17 protein-coding genes are annotated in these 18,306 nt (G+C 37.6%); 15 read left to right on the forward strand and 2 right to left on the reverse strand.

Annotated features, from left to right (window positions below):
* The first annotated feature begins 27 nt into the window (after positions 1–27).
* The 11 genes from ureE to H3V01_RS00635 all read left to right on the forward strand — a co-directional run bounded on the left by ureE (position 28) and on the right by H3V01_RS00635 (position 7,866).
* The gene (gene ureE / locus H3V01_RS00585) at positions 28–543 is read left to right on the forward strand and encodes an urease accessory protein UreE (protein ID WP_198185639.1); all 516 of its coding nucleotides are present in this window, start codon (positions 28–30) and stop codon (positions 541–543) included.
* Positions 544–556: 13 nt separating this feature from the next.
* On the forward strand, positions 557–1,276 hold the full coding sequence (locus H3V01_RS00590; RefSeq protein ID WP_037392621.1) for an urease accessory protein UreF: 720 nt from the start codon (positions 557–559) through the stop codon (positions 1,274–1,276).
* A gap of 22 nt (positions 1,277–1,298) precedes the next feature.
* A complete protein-coding gene (locus H3V01_RS00595; protein ID WP_037392624.1) occupies positions 1,299–1,856 on the forward strand; it encodes a HupE/UreJ family protein in 558 nt (185 codons plus the stop codon).
* Positions 1,857–2,007: 151 nt separating this feature from the next.
* Complete coding sequence (gene ureG / locus H3V01_RS00600; protein ID WP_037392625.1) at positions 2,008–2,643, forward strand: urease accessory protein UreG; 636 nt, start codon at positions 2,008–2,010, stop codon at positions 2,641–2,643.
* On the forward strand, positions 2,643–3,455 hold the full coding sequence (locus tag H3V01_RS00605; protein WP_198185640.1) for an urease accessory protein UreD: 813 nt from the start codon (positions 2,643–2,645) through the stop codon (positions 3,453–3,455). Before ureG ends, H3V01_RS00605 begins: the two co-directional genes overlap by 1 nt.
* A 269-nt stretch (positions 3,456–3,724) precedes the next feature.
* Complete coding sequence (locus H3V01_RS00610; protein WP_084563220.1) at positions 3,725–4,834, forward strand: hypothetical protein; 1,110 nt, start codon at positions 3,725–3,727, stop codon at positions 4,832–4,834.
* A gap of 127 nt (positions 4,835–4,961) precedes the next feature.
* Positions 4,962–5,636 (forward strand): XRE family transcriptional regulator, encoded by a 675-nt coding sequence (locus H3V01_RS00615; protein WP_198185642.1) that lies wholly within the window; start codon positions 4,962–4,964, stop codon positions 5,634–5,636.
* A 431-nt stretch (positions 5,637–6,067) separates the two neighbouring features.
* Entirely contained in the window at positions 6,068–6,289 is a 222-nt protein-coding gene (locus H3V01_RS00620; RefSeq protein WP_198185644.1) for a hypothetical protein, read from the forward strand.
* 33 nt (positions 6,290–6,322) lie between these two features.
* Positions 6,323–6,565, forward strand: coding sequence for a hypothetical protein (locus H3V01_RS00625; RefSeq protein WP_084548085.1), 243 nt, complete (start codon positions 6,323–6,325; stop codon positions 6,563–6,565).
* A gap of 72 nt (positions 6,566–6,637) precedes the next feature.
* Complete coding sequence (locus tag H3V01_RS00630) at positions 6,638–6,847, forward strand: hypothetical protein (protein WP_041879276.1); 210 nt, start codon at positions 6,638–6,640, stop codon at positions 6,845–6,847.
* A gap of 644 nt (positions 6,848–7,491) precedes the next feature.
* Positions 7,492–7,866, forward strand: coding sequence for a hypothetical protein (locus H3V01_RS00635; protein WP_198185646.1), 375 nt, complete (start codon positions 7,492–7,494; stop codon positions 7,864–7,866).
* A 45-nt stretch (positions 7,867–7,911) separates the two neighbouring features.
* Here the strand turns inward: H3V01_RS00635 and H3V01_RS00640 are convergent, their stop codons facing one another.
* The gene (locus tag H3V01_RS00640; protein WP_198185648.1) at positions 7,912–8,262 is read right to left on the reverse strand and encodes a hypothetical protein; all 351 of its coding nucleotides are present in this window, start codon (positions 8,260–8,262) and stop codon (positions 7,912–7,914) included.
* A gap of 360 nt (positions 8,263–8,622) precedes the next feature.
* Between H3V01_RS00640 and H3V01_RS11215 the strand changes: the two genes are divergently transcribed.
* The 4 genes from H3V01_RS11215 (at position 8,623) to H3V01_RS00660 (ending at position 12,256) form a co-directional block, all read left to right on the forward strand.
* A complete protein-coding gene (locus H3V01_RS11215; RefSeq protein WP_370570119.1) occupies positions 8,623–8,706 on the forward strand; it encodes an RAQPRD family integrative conjugative element protein in 84 nt (27 codons plus the stop codon).
* Positions 8,707–9,613: 907 nt separating this feature from the next.
* A complete protein-coding gene (locus tag H3V01_RS00650; RefSeq protein WP_198185652.1) occupies positions 9,614–10,075 on the forward strand; it encodes a phage integrase central domain-containing protein in 462 nt (153 codons plus the stop codon).
* 344 nt (positions 10,076–10,419) lie between these two features.
* Positions 10,420–10,602, forward strand: a complete 183-nt coding sequence (locus H3V01_RS00655) for a helix-turn-helix transcriptional regulator (RefSeq protein ID WP_198185654.1) — start codon at positions 10,420–10,422, stop codon at positions 10,600–10,602.
* A gap of 691 nt (positions 10,603–11,293) precedes the next feature.
* On the forward strand, positions 11,294–12,256 hold the full coding sequence (locus H3V01_RS00660; RefSeq protein WP_198185656.1) for a hypothetical protein: 963 nt from the start codon (positions 11,294–11,296) through the stop codon (positions 12,254–12,256).
* 845 nt (positions 12,257–13,101) lie between these two features.
* Here H3V01_RS00660 and H3V01_RS00665 read toward each other — a convergent pair.
* The gene (locus H3V01_RS00665; protein WP_198185658.1) at positions 13,102–18,114 is read right to left on the reverse strand and encodes a DEAD/DEAH box helicase; all 5,013 of its coding nucleotides are present in this window, start codon (positions 18,112–18,114) and stop codon (positions 13,102–13,104) included.
* Positions 18,115–18,306: the final 192 nt, after the last annotated feature.

Consider the following 18,306-nt stretch of genomic DNA (forward strand, 5'->3'; position numbering starts at 1 on the left):
GCAATAATATTTTTTATAAAACCACAAATGAATCTAATTATCCAAACCATTATCGGCAATCTGCAAACTCTTAAACAGGAAAAGCAGATTACTACTCAGATGCTGGATACTGTCTGCCTGCAATGGTTTGAAGCAGACCGGCGCATTATCCGTACTACAACTGCCGGCGGGCGCGAAATTGCTTTTCGCCTGCTGAAAGAGGGGCAGCGACTGCATCATGATGATGTGGTTTATCTGGATAAACAGCTGGTCATTGCAGTGCAAATCGAGCCAAGTGAAGTCATGGTACTTGCTCCGCAAACTTTGCCGGAAATGGCACGTGCCTGCTATGAAATCGGCAATAAACACACACCATTGTTTCTGGATGGTAATGAATTACTGTTGCCGTTTGATAAACCTTTATTTGAGTGGCTGCAGGCTGCCGGATTTGCACCGACACTTCAGCAACGAAGATTAAGTGAACAGTTGCGGGCTAATTCAGCGCCGGGTATCGGCGCAGGACACAGCCATAGCCATGATATAACCGGCCATCACCATCATTAATGAATTTCACTATATGTCCGGCTCAGACCGAAAAATTGATATAGAAACACTGACACGAGCAGGATTATTGCTGCAACTGGCCGACCCGACGCTACCAATCGGTGGTTTTAATCATTCCGGAGGGCTGGAGACTTTTGTTCAGCAAGGCATTATTCATGATGCTGTTACACTGAAAGCATTTGCTGAAACACAGCTAAAGCAAAACTGGTTACATAATGATGGTGCTTACATGTCTCTGGCTTATACTGCTGCTACTGAACATAATCTGAATGCCCTGATATCTCTGGACAGACAGATAGGAACGACAAAAATCGCACGTGAATTACGGGAAAGTAGTTATAAGCTCGGCATACGCCTGCTGAAAATTTTTGCACCACATACCAGCGCAGCAATAGTGGCTTCCTATCAGGCTGCGTTAACAGCACAGCAGGTACGCGGGTTTTACCCGCTGGTATTTGGATTACTTGCTGCATCCTTGCAACTGGATAAAGCGGCAGCATTGCAGGCATTTTATTACAATGCGGTAGTAGGTTTAGTTACCAACGGAGTTAAGCTGATACCGCTCAGCCAGATGGCCGGACAGGAAATGTTAATTGAATTGCATGCAGTAATAGCTCATATCGTTATTGCAAGTATGCAACCGCAACAACAGCAACTTGGCGCTACAACACTGGCAACGGACATTCGGGCAATGCAGCACGAGCGTTTGTATAGCCGTTTGTATATGAGTTAATGTCTCAACACTGGAGGAAAACATGAAAAAAATATTTGCTTTATTATTATTATCCCCGGCATTTGCCTTTGCTCATCCCGGACACCTTACCGAAGGCTGGATGGCAGGCGTTCAGCATCCGCTCAGTGGCTGGGATCATCTGCTGGCTATGGTAGCAGTAGGTTTATGGGCGGCAACTTTTCAGGGTAAAGCACGCTGGCTGATTCCTGTTACTTTTGTCAGTGTGATGACTGCCGGATTTGTGATGGGGGCACAGGATATCCGAATACCAATGCTGGAGCAGGGGATTGCCGTTTCCGTACTGGTATTAGGGCTGGCTGCGGCCTGGCTGAAAAAAGTACCGGCTGGTGCCGCTATGCTGCTGGTTGGCTTGTTTGCCTTGTTTCATGGTATTGCACATGGTGCCGAAATGGGCTCACATGGTGCATTCAGTTATGCCTGTGGCTTTATTATTGCAACGGCGGTTTTGCATGCCATCGGATTTGCACTGGGTACTGTAATGAGTAAACATCAGTGGGTATTACGTTTTATCGGCAGCGTGATTGGTCTGATTGGTTTCGGTATGCTGTTTGCAGGCTGATAACAATACCCGGATAAAATCAGTTCAGACAGAAATGGCTTCTGAACTGATTGTTTAATAAACAAGCTGTTCTGTCTGAATAGAAGCAGCTGAGTTAGTCGTGAAATACTGTATCAATCCGAATAAACGTAATCGATGCACAGAGAACACTATGCGTGAATACATTAAAATCGGCGTTGCCGGTCCGGTAGGTTCCGGTAAAACTGCACTGATTGAAAAACTTACCCGTCATATGGCTCAGGAATATAGTATTGCGGTGATTACCAATGATATCTATACGCAGGAAGATGCCGAATTTCTGACCAAAAACAGCCTGTTGCCACCAGAACGAATTATGGGCGTAGAAACCGGTGGTTGTCCGCATACTGCCATTCGTGAAGATGCCAGTATGAATCTGGAAGCAGTAGATGAAATGACAGCACGCTTTCCAGATATTCAGATAGTATTTATCGAAAGTGGCGGTGATAATCTTTCAGCTACTTTCAGCCCTGATCTGGCTGATGTTACGCTGTTTGTTATTGATGTGGCGCAAGGAGAAAAAATTCCGCGCAAAGGCGGACCGGGTATTACCCGTTCTGATTTGCTGGTTATCAATAAAACTGATTTAGCATCGTATGTGGGTGCCAGCCTTGAAGTGATGCAGCATGATGCACAGCGTATGCGTAAAGGGCAGCCATTTGTATTTACCAATCTGATGGCAGAGGAAGGTATTAACACTGTAATCAAATGGATTAAAAAATACGCTTTACTTGAGAACATAGACGAACCGGCCGGTCTGATACGTTAATGCACAGCCGCTTACATCTATCTACTCAGCTAAACCGGCACGGACAGACTACCTTTGCCAGTTGCTTTTATACACCACCACTGAAAATTCTGCCTTTACCGCAAATGATATCACCGGTATGGTCGCAGGCTTTGCCGGCGATACAGATGAGTTCATCACCGGGATTACTGGCAGGGGATAGTATCGATATTGGCATAGAACTGGCTGAGCAAACCCAATTGTATTTGTTTACTCAGGCATTTACCCGTGTGCAATCCATGCCGGCTGCTACGGAAGCACAGCAGCATACCCGTATCTGCTTGCATGAACACAGCCGGCTATGCTATCTGCCTCATCCTTTGGTATTGCATCGTGATGCAGCTTTAACACAAACCATGCACATTACTCTGGCAGATAACTGTCAGCTCATTCTAGGTGAAATCATAGCCTGCGGTCGCGTGCTTAATCAGGAAAGCTGGGATTTTCGCTATCTGTCTTCACGCATTAACATTGATTACCGACAGCAGACATTGCTTAATGACAATATATACTGGCATCCGCACCAGCAGCCGTTAAATGTACTGGGACAGATGGAGCAATATACCCATCAGGCTTGTCTTTACTATGTCAATACCGCTGCCAGCAAAAACGAAATCCAGCAACTGGTTAACGAAATCTATTCTGCACTACAGCCAGACTGGCCGTTAGAAAATAATCAATATCTGTGGGGGATTACTCAGGCGGCCGATTGTGCTTTATGTATACGTGCATTAGGGTTGAGCGCAGAAACATTACAGCAGATATTAGAACAAACAGCACATTATTTAAGTTAATACAATCTTATATTTATCCGGATAATGATTAAAATGAACTAATGCTATTGTTAATTTTTTAATAATTTTTGTATAAATATTTTTTATTTTTGGATAATATAGTTAATAGAGAAATTTATTTTAGTAAATTGTGTATAACTCTGTATCTGAATCAGTAATTATTAAAAATAATCGTTTTACTTAGTTTTATTCAGAGCTGTCATTAATTTTTGTGATTCTGATATAGACAATAATAGTTATCATAATTAAATGTGGACAGGATGCGGTCTATGGCTTACTATACGGAAATTTTTACTCCAGAAACATATCAGGCTTTTACTCAATCAGATCGAACGATTGATGGTTTTTATGAACGACATAAAGAGGTTGCGAAACGGGTTAAAGCCGGAGATATTTTAGTTTGTTATGTTACCCGTATCTCTCGCTGGTGTGGTTTACTTGAAATACTTGATAACGAACCGTTTAGGGCAATTAAACCTGATTTTGTAGAAACAGACGATCAGCATGTTTTGTGTTTTCATGTACGACCAAAAGTATGGTTATCCTTACCTGATTCAATCCCAATTCGTGACGATAAAATCTGGCAGCATCTTTCTTTTACTCAGTCATATCCTAAAAATAGTAGTATCTGGACCGGTATTCTGCGAAACAGTTTAAATAAACTTAATGATAAAGACGGAGAGTTATTGGCAGAGATGCTATCAATGCAGGCTAATAATCCTTTTCCATATCCTTTAGATGAAAAAGAGTTGAAAAACTTAAAAAAACATACTGTGAATCGTGTAGATAAGATCGTTCAGGTTTCTGTGCCTGAAAATGATGAATCTATAGATGATAATGAAGGCAGTCAAAATAATGATGTTCGTGAATCAATTAAAATGCAGGCATTACTGGCTCAGATAGGAGCTTGTATGGGACATCGAATTTGGTTACCTAAGGCTGATCGCAGCAGAGTCTTAAAAGAATGGAACAAAGGTACCGAAGCTTTATTGGATAGATTACCGCTTAATTATGATGAAGCGACAATAAGTACGATTGAACAAATAGATGTTATCTGGTTAAAAGGGCGTTCAATTGTTCGGGCGTTCGAAGTAGAGCATACGACTTCGGTTTATTCAGGTTTATTAAGAATGGCCGATTTACTTGCACTGCAACCGAATATGAATATCAAATTACATATTGTTGCACCCGATTACCGGCAGGAAAAAGTTTTTCAGGAAATACTCAGACCGGTTTTTTCTCTTTTAGAAAAAGCACCTTTATCTGAAATTTGTAGTTATATTTCTTATAGTAAACTGAAAGAACTCAGTAAACAAAAGCATTTAGACAGAATGAATGATGGGGTATTGGATGATTATGATGAGCAGGCAGAATTGTAATTTTTATTTTAAATTGTCAATTCAAAAGGGTTTTATCTTAGAATTTTAGTACAGTCCCAACACGATTAAGTTATTGAAGCATTATTACATATGTGATAAATTTTAATTTTTATCCGGAAAGCGATCTATGACCACATTCGGAGAACGTCTGGCTAAGCTTCGTGAAAGTAAAAATCTTTCACAAGCTAAATTAGCAAAAATGGCAGGCGTCCCACAAAGTACAATCGCACAAATAGAAACAGGCAGAAATAAAAGCACAAAAAAAATAATAGAGCTTGCAGAAATTCTAGATACTACGCCAAATTATTTATTGAATGGAGTAAAAGATTTAAGTGTAGTTCCGGTATCCTCTGAAATTGGTAGCTATTCTGACAAAAATATTAGTGATAAAGGGGCGTATGTGAAAATTCCGCATTACGATATTAGTTTATCTGCAGGTATTGGTAACGCAACTTGGATAGTTCGTGATAATCCGGATAAATTACTCTTCAGAGAAAGTTGGCTACAGAGAAAAGGTCTTAATGAGTTATCTCTTAAAGCAATGTATGTTCGTGGTGAATCCATGGAGCCCTTACTTTATGACATGGACACGATTTTGCTGGATATAAATGATATAGAGATTATAGATGGCAGTGTATATGCAATAATATTTAAAAATAGATTATATATTAAAGAATTACGTAATTCTGAAGATGGTGTGGATATCATTAGCTATCACCGGGATTATGAAACTATGCATGTAACACAAGAAACATATGACCAGTTTAAAGTACTAGGTAAAATGGTCTGGCGAGGAGGCTAAACTTCTAACTTGATACCGCTAATAAATAGCGGTTTTTTTACAACAAACAATCACAAAAATAATAATTAATTCGCTTAATAATCAAATTATTACTATTTTTAAGTTCAAATAATCACAAAATTGATTGCATATATTTAATTACAATTGTAATATACACCCATCGACCAAGTTAAAGAAACTGACGACCTCGGCATGAAACAGTGTCGGGGGAAAGAAAGCAAAAGAATGACTGGCCAGATTGCCGAGTTTCATAAACTTATGATAAGCAAACACTTGTTTATTATTCTTTTTTAAAAAATTGCAGCTATAAACGGAAATAAAATGAGTTTAAAAACCACAATAGATATATCAAAAATAAATATATTTTAGTTTTTAGAACTCGGTAACAGTGCAACTCTTACCACTTAATCACTTTTAAAAAGGAGTTAATTATGCTGGAAATTGTTCAACCCTCAAAAGAAAGAGTTAACTATCCGGTTGCTCGCAGGGATCCAGAGTACGGATTTATTGTTCTGTTTTTTTCTGAAAGCCATGGAGTTGTTATTTCTACTACTGAGGAAGATGAGTACAACATCGGCGATACGTCACTTAATTGGTTATCTTGTAAAAATAGTGAAGATTGGGAACCAGTAGATTTAACAATTTCAGGATAAGCATAATTGATTTAATAATAGCAGGAGAACGTGATGGAAATCAGCTTAACCAAAATAAAACGACCTGATCGTGGCTTTGACTGGATGCATAAAGAAAGCGGTTTTGTAATATCCAAATACGCTATTATTAATAACGAACCTATTTTTGCCGTTTATTATAAGGGTAAAGCAGCGTTTTTCTCTTCTTTTAAAACAGCCAGATATTTTATTTGCCATTGTATTAACTCTTCCAAAACTAAGAAAAGCTTTAAACAAAAATTAGAACATATGCATTAATTTATCTGCATCATAAATGCACGGTAACAGATATTTTCCATAACAAATGCGCCGGTCTACAAAGGAGAAAAAATGTGCAAATTATCGACCACCATCTTGGTGGTCTTTTTTATAGCAACTATTTTTGATGTAAAGCCTTCTCGGCTTTCAAAAATGCAATGTGAAGGACAATGTTTGATGCAAATGAAACAGGAAGAAGCTGATAAAGAAGGCAATCACATGAGAAAAATAATGGACAGTAAAGAATATAATCCGGTAAATGCTATTGTATTGGAGCCATAGTTATAATTATAAGCAAAATAGTTTGGCGAAGTAGCCAAAGCTTCTGACTTTATATCGGTAACAAATAGGGTATTTTTACAACAAATAATCACAAAAGTAATAATAAATTCATTTAATAATCAAAATATTATATTTTTTATTCTAAATAATCACAAAATTGATTGCATATATTTAATTACAATTGTAATATATACTCATCGAACAAGCCAAAGAAACTGAAAACCTCGATATAACACAAAGTTGGGGAAAAGGAAGTAAAAAGAATGACTAATCAGATTGGCAGGCTTCATAAGTTTAGTATAAGCAAACACTTGTTTATTATTCTTGAAATTATTAATCCATCTCTTTTAAAAATGCAGCTATAAACAGAAATAAAATGAGTTTAGAAATTACAGTAAATTTATCAGAAATAAATTGTATTTTAATTTTTAAGAGCTCGGTAACAATAGTGTAACTCTCACCACTTAATCATTTTTAGAAAGGAGCTAATTATACTGTAGATTGTTACATTATTATAAAAAAGAATTCACCTAGGGAACTTTTTAATTACAAAAAGAAAAACGGAGATCAAAATTCCGTTAAATTAACATTTAAAATATATATTTTATTTCAATAATAATCATAAACAAAAAGGAGAAAATATTATGGTAACTGATAAAATAAAAGCTGAGTATGTAAAAATAATTAATACTATATGGAATGGTACCATGCAGTTTAACAGCATCGAATCTATCGATGATAGGGTGATTCGTTTAATGGATCAGGTTCTCACTCAAATCCGTGATGGCTCTAAAGCAATGATCGGTGTTCACGCAACTTTTGAAATCTTCTATATGAACTATTATGGTTCATGGGCTGAAGTTCTGAAAGAAGCCAAAGATACCCTCAATAAACATGCAGAAGATTGGATTGCTGTGCTGCGTGGCAATCTTCAGTATAAGATTGTTGTAGATAGAGTAGCTTTGAGCTATAAATCACCTGTCCAAATTGCGCTTTATGAAGCAGCAGAAGTGATTTAACTATTTTAAGCATCCAGTGAAGGCCACATTGGGTGCTTTTTGAGTCTAATTATAATTGTTTTGTTCTTCCATTTTTTTAACATGTTCATCAAGACCATGAGGGTCAGAAGCCAAAGCCTGCAACTTTTTATCGACAGAACGCCTTGAAAATTCACACATACCAATTTTCTTGCTTTCTTCAATATGTTGAACCGCATTAAATATAATGGCTCGATCATCTTTTTCATATTGCACATGGGAAGCGGGAATATTGCTGTTAGATTCCATCTTTACAATCAATTCATCCCATCGTTTAAATAGATCCTGGCAGCTTTGCGGTAGGTTACTAGTACTGATTTTTTTTCCGCAAGCTGTTAAAGCCAGACAGCAACACATAATAAAAAGAAATTGTTTCATATTAAAATATTCTTTTTTAATTTCATATACAAAAGCATACCATCAAAAGTAATTAACGCCAAATCCGCATTTATTACAGATTTTTATATACTGGAATCATCGTTGAGGTGTTTTTAATAAAAAGAAATGTAGAAATGATCTACTTTAAAAGAATCTCGGTGTGGTTGTGCTTATTGACAATCCTGGCTTAGTCTATGCACAGAGAAACTTTCAAAATGCCAAGCAGAATTCACTTTTGCGTCAATTAGACCAGATGTAAGGCGTACTAGCTCAAGCTGCCATCTAGCCGATTGATACACACTCGCGTAATTATTTTGATTATCATAAATTGAATGTTAATTGAATGTTAATCCTCAAAAAATGCGAACAAGCATTGAACACTATCTTATCCCATCAAGAGTGCAGCCACACGGCATAACTAGACTTGTTGGTGACTACCAATAAGAAAATACATCAAACAAAGGCATACGATGATCTACTTATCGGCCAGCCGGGTAGGTAGCATATTTCAAAACCAACAGTGATTTCACAGTGGAACAATTAGATACTTTGATTTTGTACGTACTATTTGCTGTGCTTATTATGGGAAAGGTTGATTAAAACCGCTTATACTTCGGTTGAACACCAAACGGCTTTCTAGCAAAAAGATGATAAGAAGATTTGTGTATATGAATGCACGATTGAAATGACAGGTTAGGTTCTTGAAACAGACCCGCAACAGAAAAAATCTCTCACAATCGTAAGAAAAAAGCAGCATGACCCGCGCAAAGATTTTGTAAATACAAAAATAGACGCTGGCTAGCGTATAATTATATTTAATAATCAATATATTAACTGGTGGAGGTAAGCGGAATCAAACCGCTGACTTCTTGCATGCCATGCAAGTATTCATGATACTACGCAAATTCAATAGGAACTAAATGATGCTATAAAATCAATAATAATAAGTTATTTAAAGAATAATTATATTTATATTGGATTCTAATGGATTCAAGTAGTATCATTATATATCATAAAAAGGTTAGACAAAAAGTTAGATATTTTTTGGAGCAATCATGAGTGATTCAATTACAAGTACAAAAACGCTGTATCTTAAAAGAGGCAAGGGTTTCAAGTGGAGGTTAAAGAGCTTGATTCAATTCAATCATCATATAAAGGCTATAAAATTAGTGATTCAGATGGTCTTTTTGGTGATATCAGAGTATTGCAATCAGGAAAAGTGTCAATTGACTTCAAATACTCATTCAAATGGGAGGGAAAACATGAACTGACAGACATTTGAAATCAACGTGATTGGACATAAAAGCAACTATCACAAGGAATCAATCCTAATCTTCAAAAACGGACTGACGTGATAAAACACCAAGAAGAACAGAAAATTCTTCTACAAAAGGCAGAACAGGAAAAACTACAAAATCTCACATTTGGAGATTTGTTTGATGAGTGGATTGAACATGGCATATCAAGGGAAAACGACAATGCTTCAATCAAAGCTGACTTCAACAAACATGTCCTGCCTGTTATTGGCAATAAACGCATTTCTGACCTTACACCCTCTATTCTCAAGAAAATTTTTGAGAAAATTAAAATTAACGCCACCACCAATCAAACAAGAAATCGTACCGTAAAAAAGATACATGATGAGTTACAACAAGTTTTTAAGTGGACGTTAAATAATAAGCGTTGGAATCAATTGTTAGAATATCAAAATCCATTGAATCATCTCAATCTAAAATCCTTTATTGATAAAGGATATTCCAATGTAAGAAATGGTACTTATCAGAATTTGAAATCATTAGGTTGGCACAGTTGATACAAGCGGAGAAAGATGCTTATATTAGCTCAATCAACAAGCGCAAAACTCTCAAGCCCTTAAATGAAAAAATAGAAATTGCCATTTGGTTATGCCTATCAACAATGTGCCGAATTAGAGAGCTGGTTAAAGCAAGGTGGTGTGAGGTTGATTTTGAAAGCGGAGGCTAGTTTTGGTGAAAAATCCAAACTAGCCATTTTTGCGTCTTGAAAAACCATACCATAAGGAAATACAGATGTAACCCATCCAAATCTGATTTAGGCGAAGCCTTTAAAAAAGGGCTTACTCCAACCACAACAAAAGGAAGCAAAAATGGATTTTATCAATTGATACAGGAGCAATACATGGAAGACGCTTTATTGACCGCACAACAAATTATGGCTCATTTTGGAATCTCAAAAGCTACATTTTATCGACAAAAACGTAATGACCCACATTTCCCAATGGAAATTGCATTATCAACGAGAACAATCCATTACAAAGAAAGCGATGTTTTGAAATGGATTGAGTCGAAGACCGGAATGTAAGCGTATTAAATTATAGAGGGAAACTATCATGATGTGCTGACTCAGACGAGTTAATTAAAATCGACCAAAAGACGCAAGTACGAATGGGAGAGTTCTACTGGCGTTTTTTGTGAATGACATATATCTGATTGTGACGAATCGTTCAAATATAAATGGTTTAAATCATGCTCTACCAATACAGAAACCCAACGTAATTGTCAGTCAATACGTGAGATTCGACATTCATCAATAGAATACAAGTACACAGAGTATTTAGACAATGGATTTATCAACCAATCCCTTACACCAATTTTTGCAATTGCATTTATACGGTCAATATGACATCAAAAAACACCATCAAGGAGGCATGAGTCAACTTTTATCATAAGCATACATGCACAGCGAAGGATTGCGTCATGTTGCTGATATGAGTAACGATTACATCATGATTATTACCCGTAATACCAAGCGTAATTTGTTTGGCAGCTCATAAAAATTTGACCAAATAAACCAAATATTAGGTGGCGTTTTTGAACAAAGGATTGACCACAATCACCTTAAAAATCAAGCAAAGGGTTATGGCATTAGTAAAAAAATGGGATTGCTGTTGGAGCTGTTTGAAATCGCATGGCTAAACGATGAGTTTAATATTGTATAAGGTGAAAAAATCCGCGAGGTTAAAACACTAATACAATCTCAATTCACAAGAAAAATGAAAGGCAAAACACCAGTAAAGGTCAATGCAAAGGTAACTCATAAAGATGCGAATTTGCCTTACATGATACCGATTGATGTGGATTCTCTATTTGATTTAGCAAAAGCGGCATACGCATTTCTGCCTAAATACTCAGAACGCTTTTTCCAGCAAAAAGACACTGCTTTACAAACCCAAGCCCAGATGAGATTGATTAATAAAACTAAACATGCAGATATGACTATGAATGTCGCTTCGAATGTACGAGCAATTTATCAGTCATGGATTGATGGTGCTAAGACAATTAAGGAGATGATGGCAATGTTTCGACATGTTCATGAAATTATGACAAAAGATTTAGCACTGAGATATGTTGCTAGATGTTACGATGGATTCGTACCGATTCAGTACACTGAATCACCACAAAGTCGTCTATATGCAACGAAGTATTACCCCAACTTACAAACCTTACCAAGAGAGGTAAGGAAAGCAGCACTGTCAGACTGCTATGACATTGACCTTGATAATTGCCATTATATTTTGCTTTGCAACAAAGCCAAAAAAATAGGGGTTAATCTGCCAAATATTGAATATTACAACAACCATAAATCGTTGGTCAGAACACGGTTATCAAAAGATTTGGATATACCAATTGAATTCGTCAAACAGGCGATGCTGGCATTGATGTTTGGTGCAAAATCCGAATATGAAACTCGTTTGGATAAGTATACAAAACAAGTTGGCGTAATTGGCGATATTTTTGGTAGCAAAGAAAATGTAGAGCGATTCAATAATCATCCTTTGGTAAAAGGTATTTTAAGTGACTTGGAAAAAGGTGGTAAGGGTGTGGTCAAGCATTATATTCAACACCATCACAATAAAAATGGTTTTATTACCAATGATTATGGTGTGACTGCTACTATCAAAGGAGCATCGTATAAAAATGGGAATGTGAAAAAACACCTAGGCGTCAACTGTTGAGTTTTATTTTACAAGGGGCAGAAAGGACTGTTCTTGATGTCATGATTGAATCACTTGATGGAAACAAAATCATGTTGCTTCAGCACGATGGACTAACATATTGAGAATGTTTAACACGTGAACAGTTAAACTTGATACAGCAATCGGTGTTAGACCAAACTGGTTTGGAAGTCAAAATTGGTGACTGTGAACCATTACGAAATCCGAATATTATCAGCATCCAAGACATCACTTTATAGGCGATATTTTTATGAATTTAGCATATATTGCTAAATGAAAATTAATTTCTAGCACATATGGATTGTATTACTCAATCAAGTAGTCTTCAAAAATAACTAAATCAAACAATTGATTTTAAATAATAAATTATCAAAAATCCATTGCAAATCCAACTGTAAACACCTTTGATACGTTAAAGCCATTCCACTCACAAATTCTTGCCAATAGTATGTTATAGCTATATTAATTTAATTAAAAAATTTGAAAATAGTTTGAGTGTGCAAGAAAACCGACATAAGGCGGTTTTTGAAGTGTCGCCCTAAGGGCGAAAATACTTAAAGTTGATTCGCTGTAAGGCGCAAACACTCAAAGCTTACTCAACGTATTTACAGCCTGTTAATAGGATTCTTAAGACACATTCCACACTTCATGGATTTGTTAAAGCCTGTATTCCATTCATCTTAAAGAACTTTAAGCACCTTGAACAAACTTAAGTGCTTTCCATTCCGCTGCGCTACATGGTCGTATCCAAACCCCGATGCGACAATCCAATTCACTCTATTCTGATTGGATTCATATTGCAGTAAAAAATAACCACCTACATGAGGTGGTTTGGTGGTCTGTTACTAATTCAAGATTTCCAATTTTGGCAACGAATTGACAATATTCTGTGTTTCAAGACTGACTGTAATGACCCTCAAGAACAATTCCAATGAGTATTTGGCATTGCCCATTGTTTCGATAGCCCAATCATTGGCATCATTGGTAATGCCTGATTTCTTGTCAGTGGTCACAGCTTGGCGTTCCATGACCCATTCAAGCGCAGGCTTACCATTGACCACATAGTCATAGGCACATTCAGGAATGTTTTCAATGGTGATTTGGCTGTTGTACACCACTATTGATTTATCATCCTTCTTGCTGAACTTCATCTTGGTCACACGGAAATCTTCATCAACGCCACCAATCACAGCTTGTTTGGTGACATTCAATCCCTTGATTTTGGCATTCAGTTTCACACCTGTGTGGATATCCACCGTTTCGTAATTCAGGTGTAAATCTGCCAATTTTCGACCAGCATCAGAGAATGCCTTAAACGCTTCAAAGGTTTTCACACGTGGAATGCGTGGTAACTGCTTGGTCAGATTGTCGGCGTAGCGTTCACGGTATTCTTCACTGTGAAGCAAACCATAGATATAATAGAAGATGTCTTCTTTGGTCAATTCACAGCTTGGATAAGCGTCCTGAAAATGTTTAAGCGCATCATCTGTAATCGCATCACGACGGGTATATTCCGATTCGGTGGTGTTGGCAAACAAATCATCGTCATGGGTTTCAACTTTATCGTATAGGTAAAGTGGGAAACATTGGCAGTTTGCATGATTTTGCACATCAGGAATAACATTTGTTATGAGTGTAGAGAATGCTTTAGTTACACCTATTCCATTAAGTATTATTGCAAAGTTCTGATTCCCGTTCACAAACATTTTAGGAATTCTATAAGTCATCTCATTTAAATGTTTATTAAAATATACTTTCTGTTTTGAATAAGGTCTGTAGTAGTAAGGAACTATATGAGATGGTTCAAACTTAATATTTACTCTCTTGTCCAATAACTGTTGTAGGCTTCTATTCCAGCTTATTTCGGCTGAATTGGTATTAAGTTCAGAGGTACTGTTTAAACCATCTTCGATATGTTGGTTATAAATTCCAATCATGTTCCGAAGGCTTTGGCTTAAAACAGATGTAGATGCGTTGACACACCATGCATCTCTTCCTGACATTAAGCCTTTAGAGTAGGTTTCAAATACTGTTATGGCAGTTTTATCCTTCTTATCTCCCAAGCTCATATACGCATCAAAATTTGGGTCACGTTGATTGACCCAGTCACCAAACTCATCAGGCTCGATATCATTCCAGCCATTCGCATCAGTGATGCCTTTAATACTTCCAAGCTCTTGGATGATTTCCAGCTTTTGGGCTTGTGAAAGGTAATCACCGATATCATGGAAATGGATTTGACCAAACTGTTTTGCATTTGGGTTCTTAACCAAAATAGATACAGCGATAGGTGTTCTTGTACCTTGCCCAAAAACGTTATCTTTTTCCTTTCGACGCCGCTCACCAGATGTACGTTGATTGCCTCGCAAGTGGAACACATACAGATTGCTGAATTCCTCAACCAAGCATTTACGCAATCCATCTGCTGTATTGGCTTCAATAAAACCTGCGTTGGTCACAAATCCAATCACACCACAGTCTTTGATGCGGTCTGAAGACCATCGAATGGCGCGAATGTAAGAGTCATACAATGCATTTTTATTGGTAGCGTTTGAATTGGCTGCGTAGGTATGTCGAATTCTCCCATCGAGTACAGGATATTCCACATTGGCATTGTTATCGTTTGCCGATTCTTGACCTGCTGAATACGGTGGATTGCCGATAATCACACGTATATCCAACTCTTTTTGGCGTTTACGACGTGCGCTGTTTTCCACCAACATTTGGTCATGCAAATCACCACGTTCAGCCATTTCAAACGTATCGGTCAAACAAATGCCATTGAACGGTTGATATTCGACCGTGGAATTTTCATCGTTTTCACCGTGAATATTGTTGTTCAAGATGCCGTGATAGGTGGCTTCAATATTGATTGCCGCAATGTAGTAAGCCAATAACACGATTTCATTGGCATGAATTTCGTTTTGGTATTTGTGAGGCAATTTGTCTGTTGGAATGATGCCACTTTGCAGTAAACGGGTAATGAACGTACCTGTACCTGTGAATGGGTCAAGAATGTGGACATTCTCATCAGCCATGCTCTTGCCGAATTCGGTCTTCAATACATGCTCAACACTGTGAATGATGAAATCCACCACTTCAACAGGCGTATAGACGATGCCCAAACGTTCAGTCATACGAGGGAAGGCATTGCGGAAGAATTTATCGTACAACTCAACCACAATCTTTTGTTTGCCTTCAGCACTGTTAATGCCTTCAGCTCGCATTTTTACCGAATCATAGAATGATTGCAGTGTGTCACGTTCTTTCTCAAGATGTTGCTCTTGTAAGATATCCAACACCGCTTGCATGGCTTTTGACATCGGATTGTGTTCAGCAAAGCTGTACTTATCAAACAAGGCATCAAACACAGGTTTGGTAATCAGGTGTTGCGCCAACATTTCAATGATTTCATCATCACTGATGCTGTTGTTTAAGTCATCACGCAATTCAATAGCAAAGGCATTGAATGCTTCAATTTCTTTGGTGTTGTTTGAATCAGCCAATACCGCTTTGATGCGGTCAATGTGGGTTTGTGCAATCTTGGCAATGTCATTAGACCAATCTTCCCAATGATGACGATTACCGCATTTTTTAACAATCTTGGCATACAAGGCACGTTCAATTTCACCAACTTCAAAATTGAATCCAATATTGTTGGCAGGATTGTTATAAGGATTCGTATCAGCTTGACCAATTGCACCACTTTGACGAGCCTTATTAAGCACATTGTCTTTTTTCGACACCTTTTTTGATTTCGGAGTCACTTTTTCAGCAACAGCAACAACTTCCATTTTTTTAGAGTCGCCACCGTTGAATTCAAGCTTGTTAATCATGGCATCAAAGCGGTCATCATGCGCTCGTAAGGCATTCAGAACTTGCCACACCACTTTATAGGTTTGGTTGTCATCAAGGGCTTTTTCAGGCTCAACACCAGCAGGAATGACCACAGGCAAAATCACATAACCCAATTTTTTATTCGGAGCTAAACGCATCACCCGTCCAACAGATTGCACCACATCGACTTCTGAATTGCGTGGAGTCAGAAATAGCACTGCATCCAATGATGGAACGTCTACACCTTCAGATAAACAACGGACATTCGAAAGAATGCGACAATGATTGTCAGCAAGGTCATTTTTCAGCCATTGTAATTTGGATTCTTTTTCGGTGGCATTCATTCCACCATCAATGTGGTCAGCTTCACAGACCATTGACAATGCAGGGTCTAATATTACATCGGGTTCTTTGGCTTGAATGGCTTGAATTTCGTACTGTTGATAGGCTTCAACCACTTGTTGGAACATTTCAGAAATATTCTTTGAGCCAACTTTGTGTTTGGTCGCTTTTTTAGTCGGTTTTGAATCATCTTTTTCATGGTGATATTGACCAATGACCTGACAAAACGCCACCGCTCTTTGCATTGGCGTTCCCAATTCATTGCCACTTTCAAACAACCCTTGTTTGGATAAAGCTTTCCAACAACCAACAATCTTTGCAGCGTCATCGACCTTCAAAGAATTATTTTCGTCTTTCAATAAGTCTTGTAATCGTTTGTTGATATGGCTTTCCTCAACAGCCAACACAATGACTTTGTAATCCACCAATAATTTACGCGATACAGCTTCAGAGAACGTTATAACATACAACTCTTTGCCATATAAAGATTCATCATCCATCGAACACAAGGTCACATTTTCAGTGCTTTTTGCAGTTGTGCCATAAATACGCGGTGTTGCTGTCATGTACAGACGTTTTTTGGCTTTGATGTAATCATTGTTATGTACTCGAACAAAGGTTGATTCATCATCACCATCGAATGTTGCACCTGTTGTTCTATGAGCTTCATCACAGATAATCAGGTCGAATTGACTTAAAGGATTGTTTTCTTGCTTTTGGGCTTGGCTAATCACATCAATGGAGTGGTAGGTCGAAAATACGACTGTCATTGATTTTGGATGTGCGTTTTCTGTTTTGACAATACTGTCGCACAATGATTTGGCATTTGTGGTTGCAGGAAATTGTAAATCGCTTAAACCTGTAATCACACAGTCATCGTCACCTGTTTTTTTGCCAATATCACTGTCTGAACACACGGCAAAACTGTTGAGCGGAATCAATGAATCTTGAGTCCATTCATTCAAAGTCTGACCCAACAAAGACAAGCTAGGCACAAGGAACAATACCCGTTTACCACTTCCTGCCAATTCTTCAGCCAAACGCAATGCAGTAAATGTTTTACCTGTACCACACGCCATAATCAATTTACCGCGTTCAGCGTCCTGTAAACCTGCTACAACGCGTTTTTGAGCTTCTTTTTGATGTTCACGTAATTGCTTTTTGGAACGAATCACAGGCTCTTTATTTTCTTGATATTGCGACCAATCAATCACGCTATTTTCAAGGTGGTATAAGTCGATTCTACTCACAGGAGGATTTTGATTGCTCAACGCATCATTGGCATTGTCAGTCCATTCGTTTGAGGTGGTAACAATGATACGATAAGAGAAATAGGATTTACCTGACGCGGTAAAGAAACTGTCTATGTCTGATTTTCTAACTTTGTGGTCAGAAGAAAAATTCTTACACTGAATGGCATGGTGTTCACCTGTGTATGTGATTGCAACCAAATCAATACCAGTATCTTTTTTTGTACCGATTCCCAGTTCATCACCGTATTTTTCAACCCAATCAAAATAACTTAATATTTCAGCATATTTTTCCTTGTAAAAAGGTTCATTTTGAAAGTATCTCACCATGAGATTTTCAAAACTTGTTCCTTTATCGCGTTGTGAATGAGTTAGGTCACGGAATTGACCCAAAAGAGTTTGTAACGGAGTTAGATTGGATGTTTGCATGGTAGCAATCGAATAAAATTTTGATTGCTATGGATTGTATCTATTCTTAGAAAAAAGTCTAGCTACATATGATAACTGAAGAAACTCAAAATAAAGCTTATGGTTCAACAGTTCTCTAATCGAAAATTAATATCAATATTGGGCAAACAATCTGACACGCCTGCAAATGTATTAAGACACAATTTTAAGGTA

This window comes from Snodgrassella sp. M0351, assembly GCF_016100575.1.
Classification (GTDB): domain Bacteria; phylum Pseudomonadota; class Gammaproteobacteria; order Burkholderiales; family Neisseriaceae; genus Snodgrassella; species Snodgrassella alvi.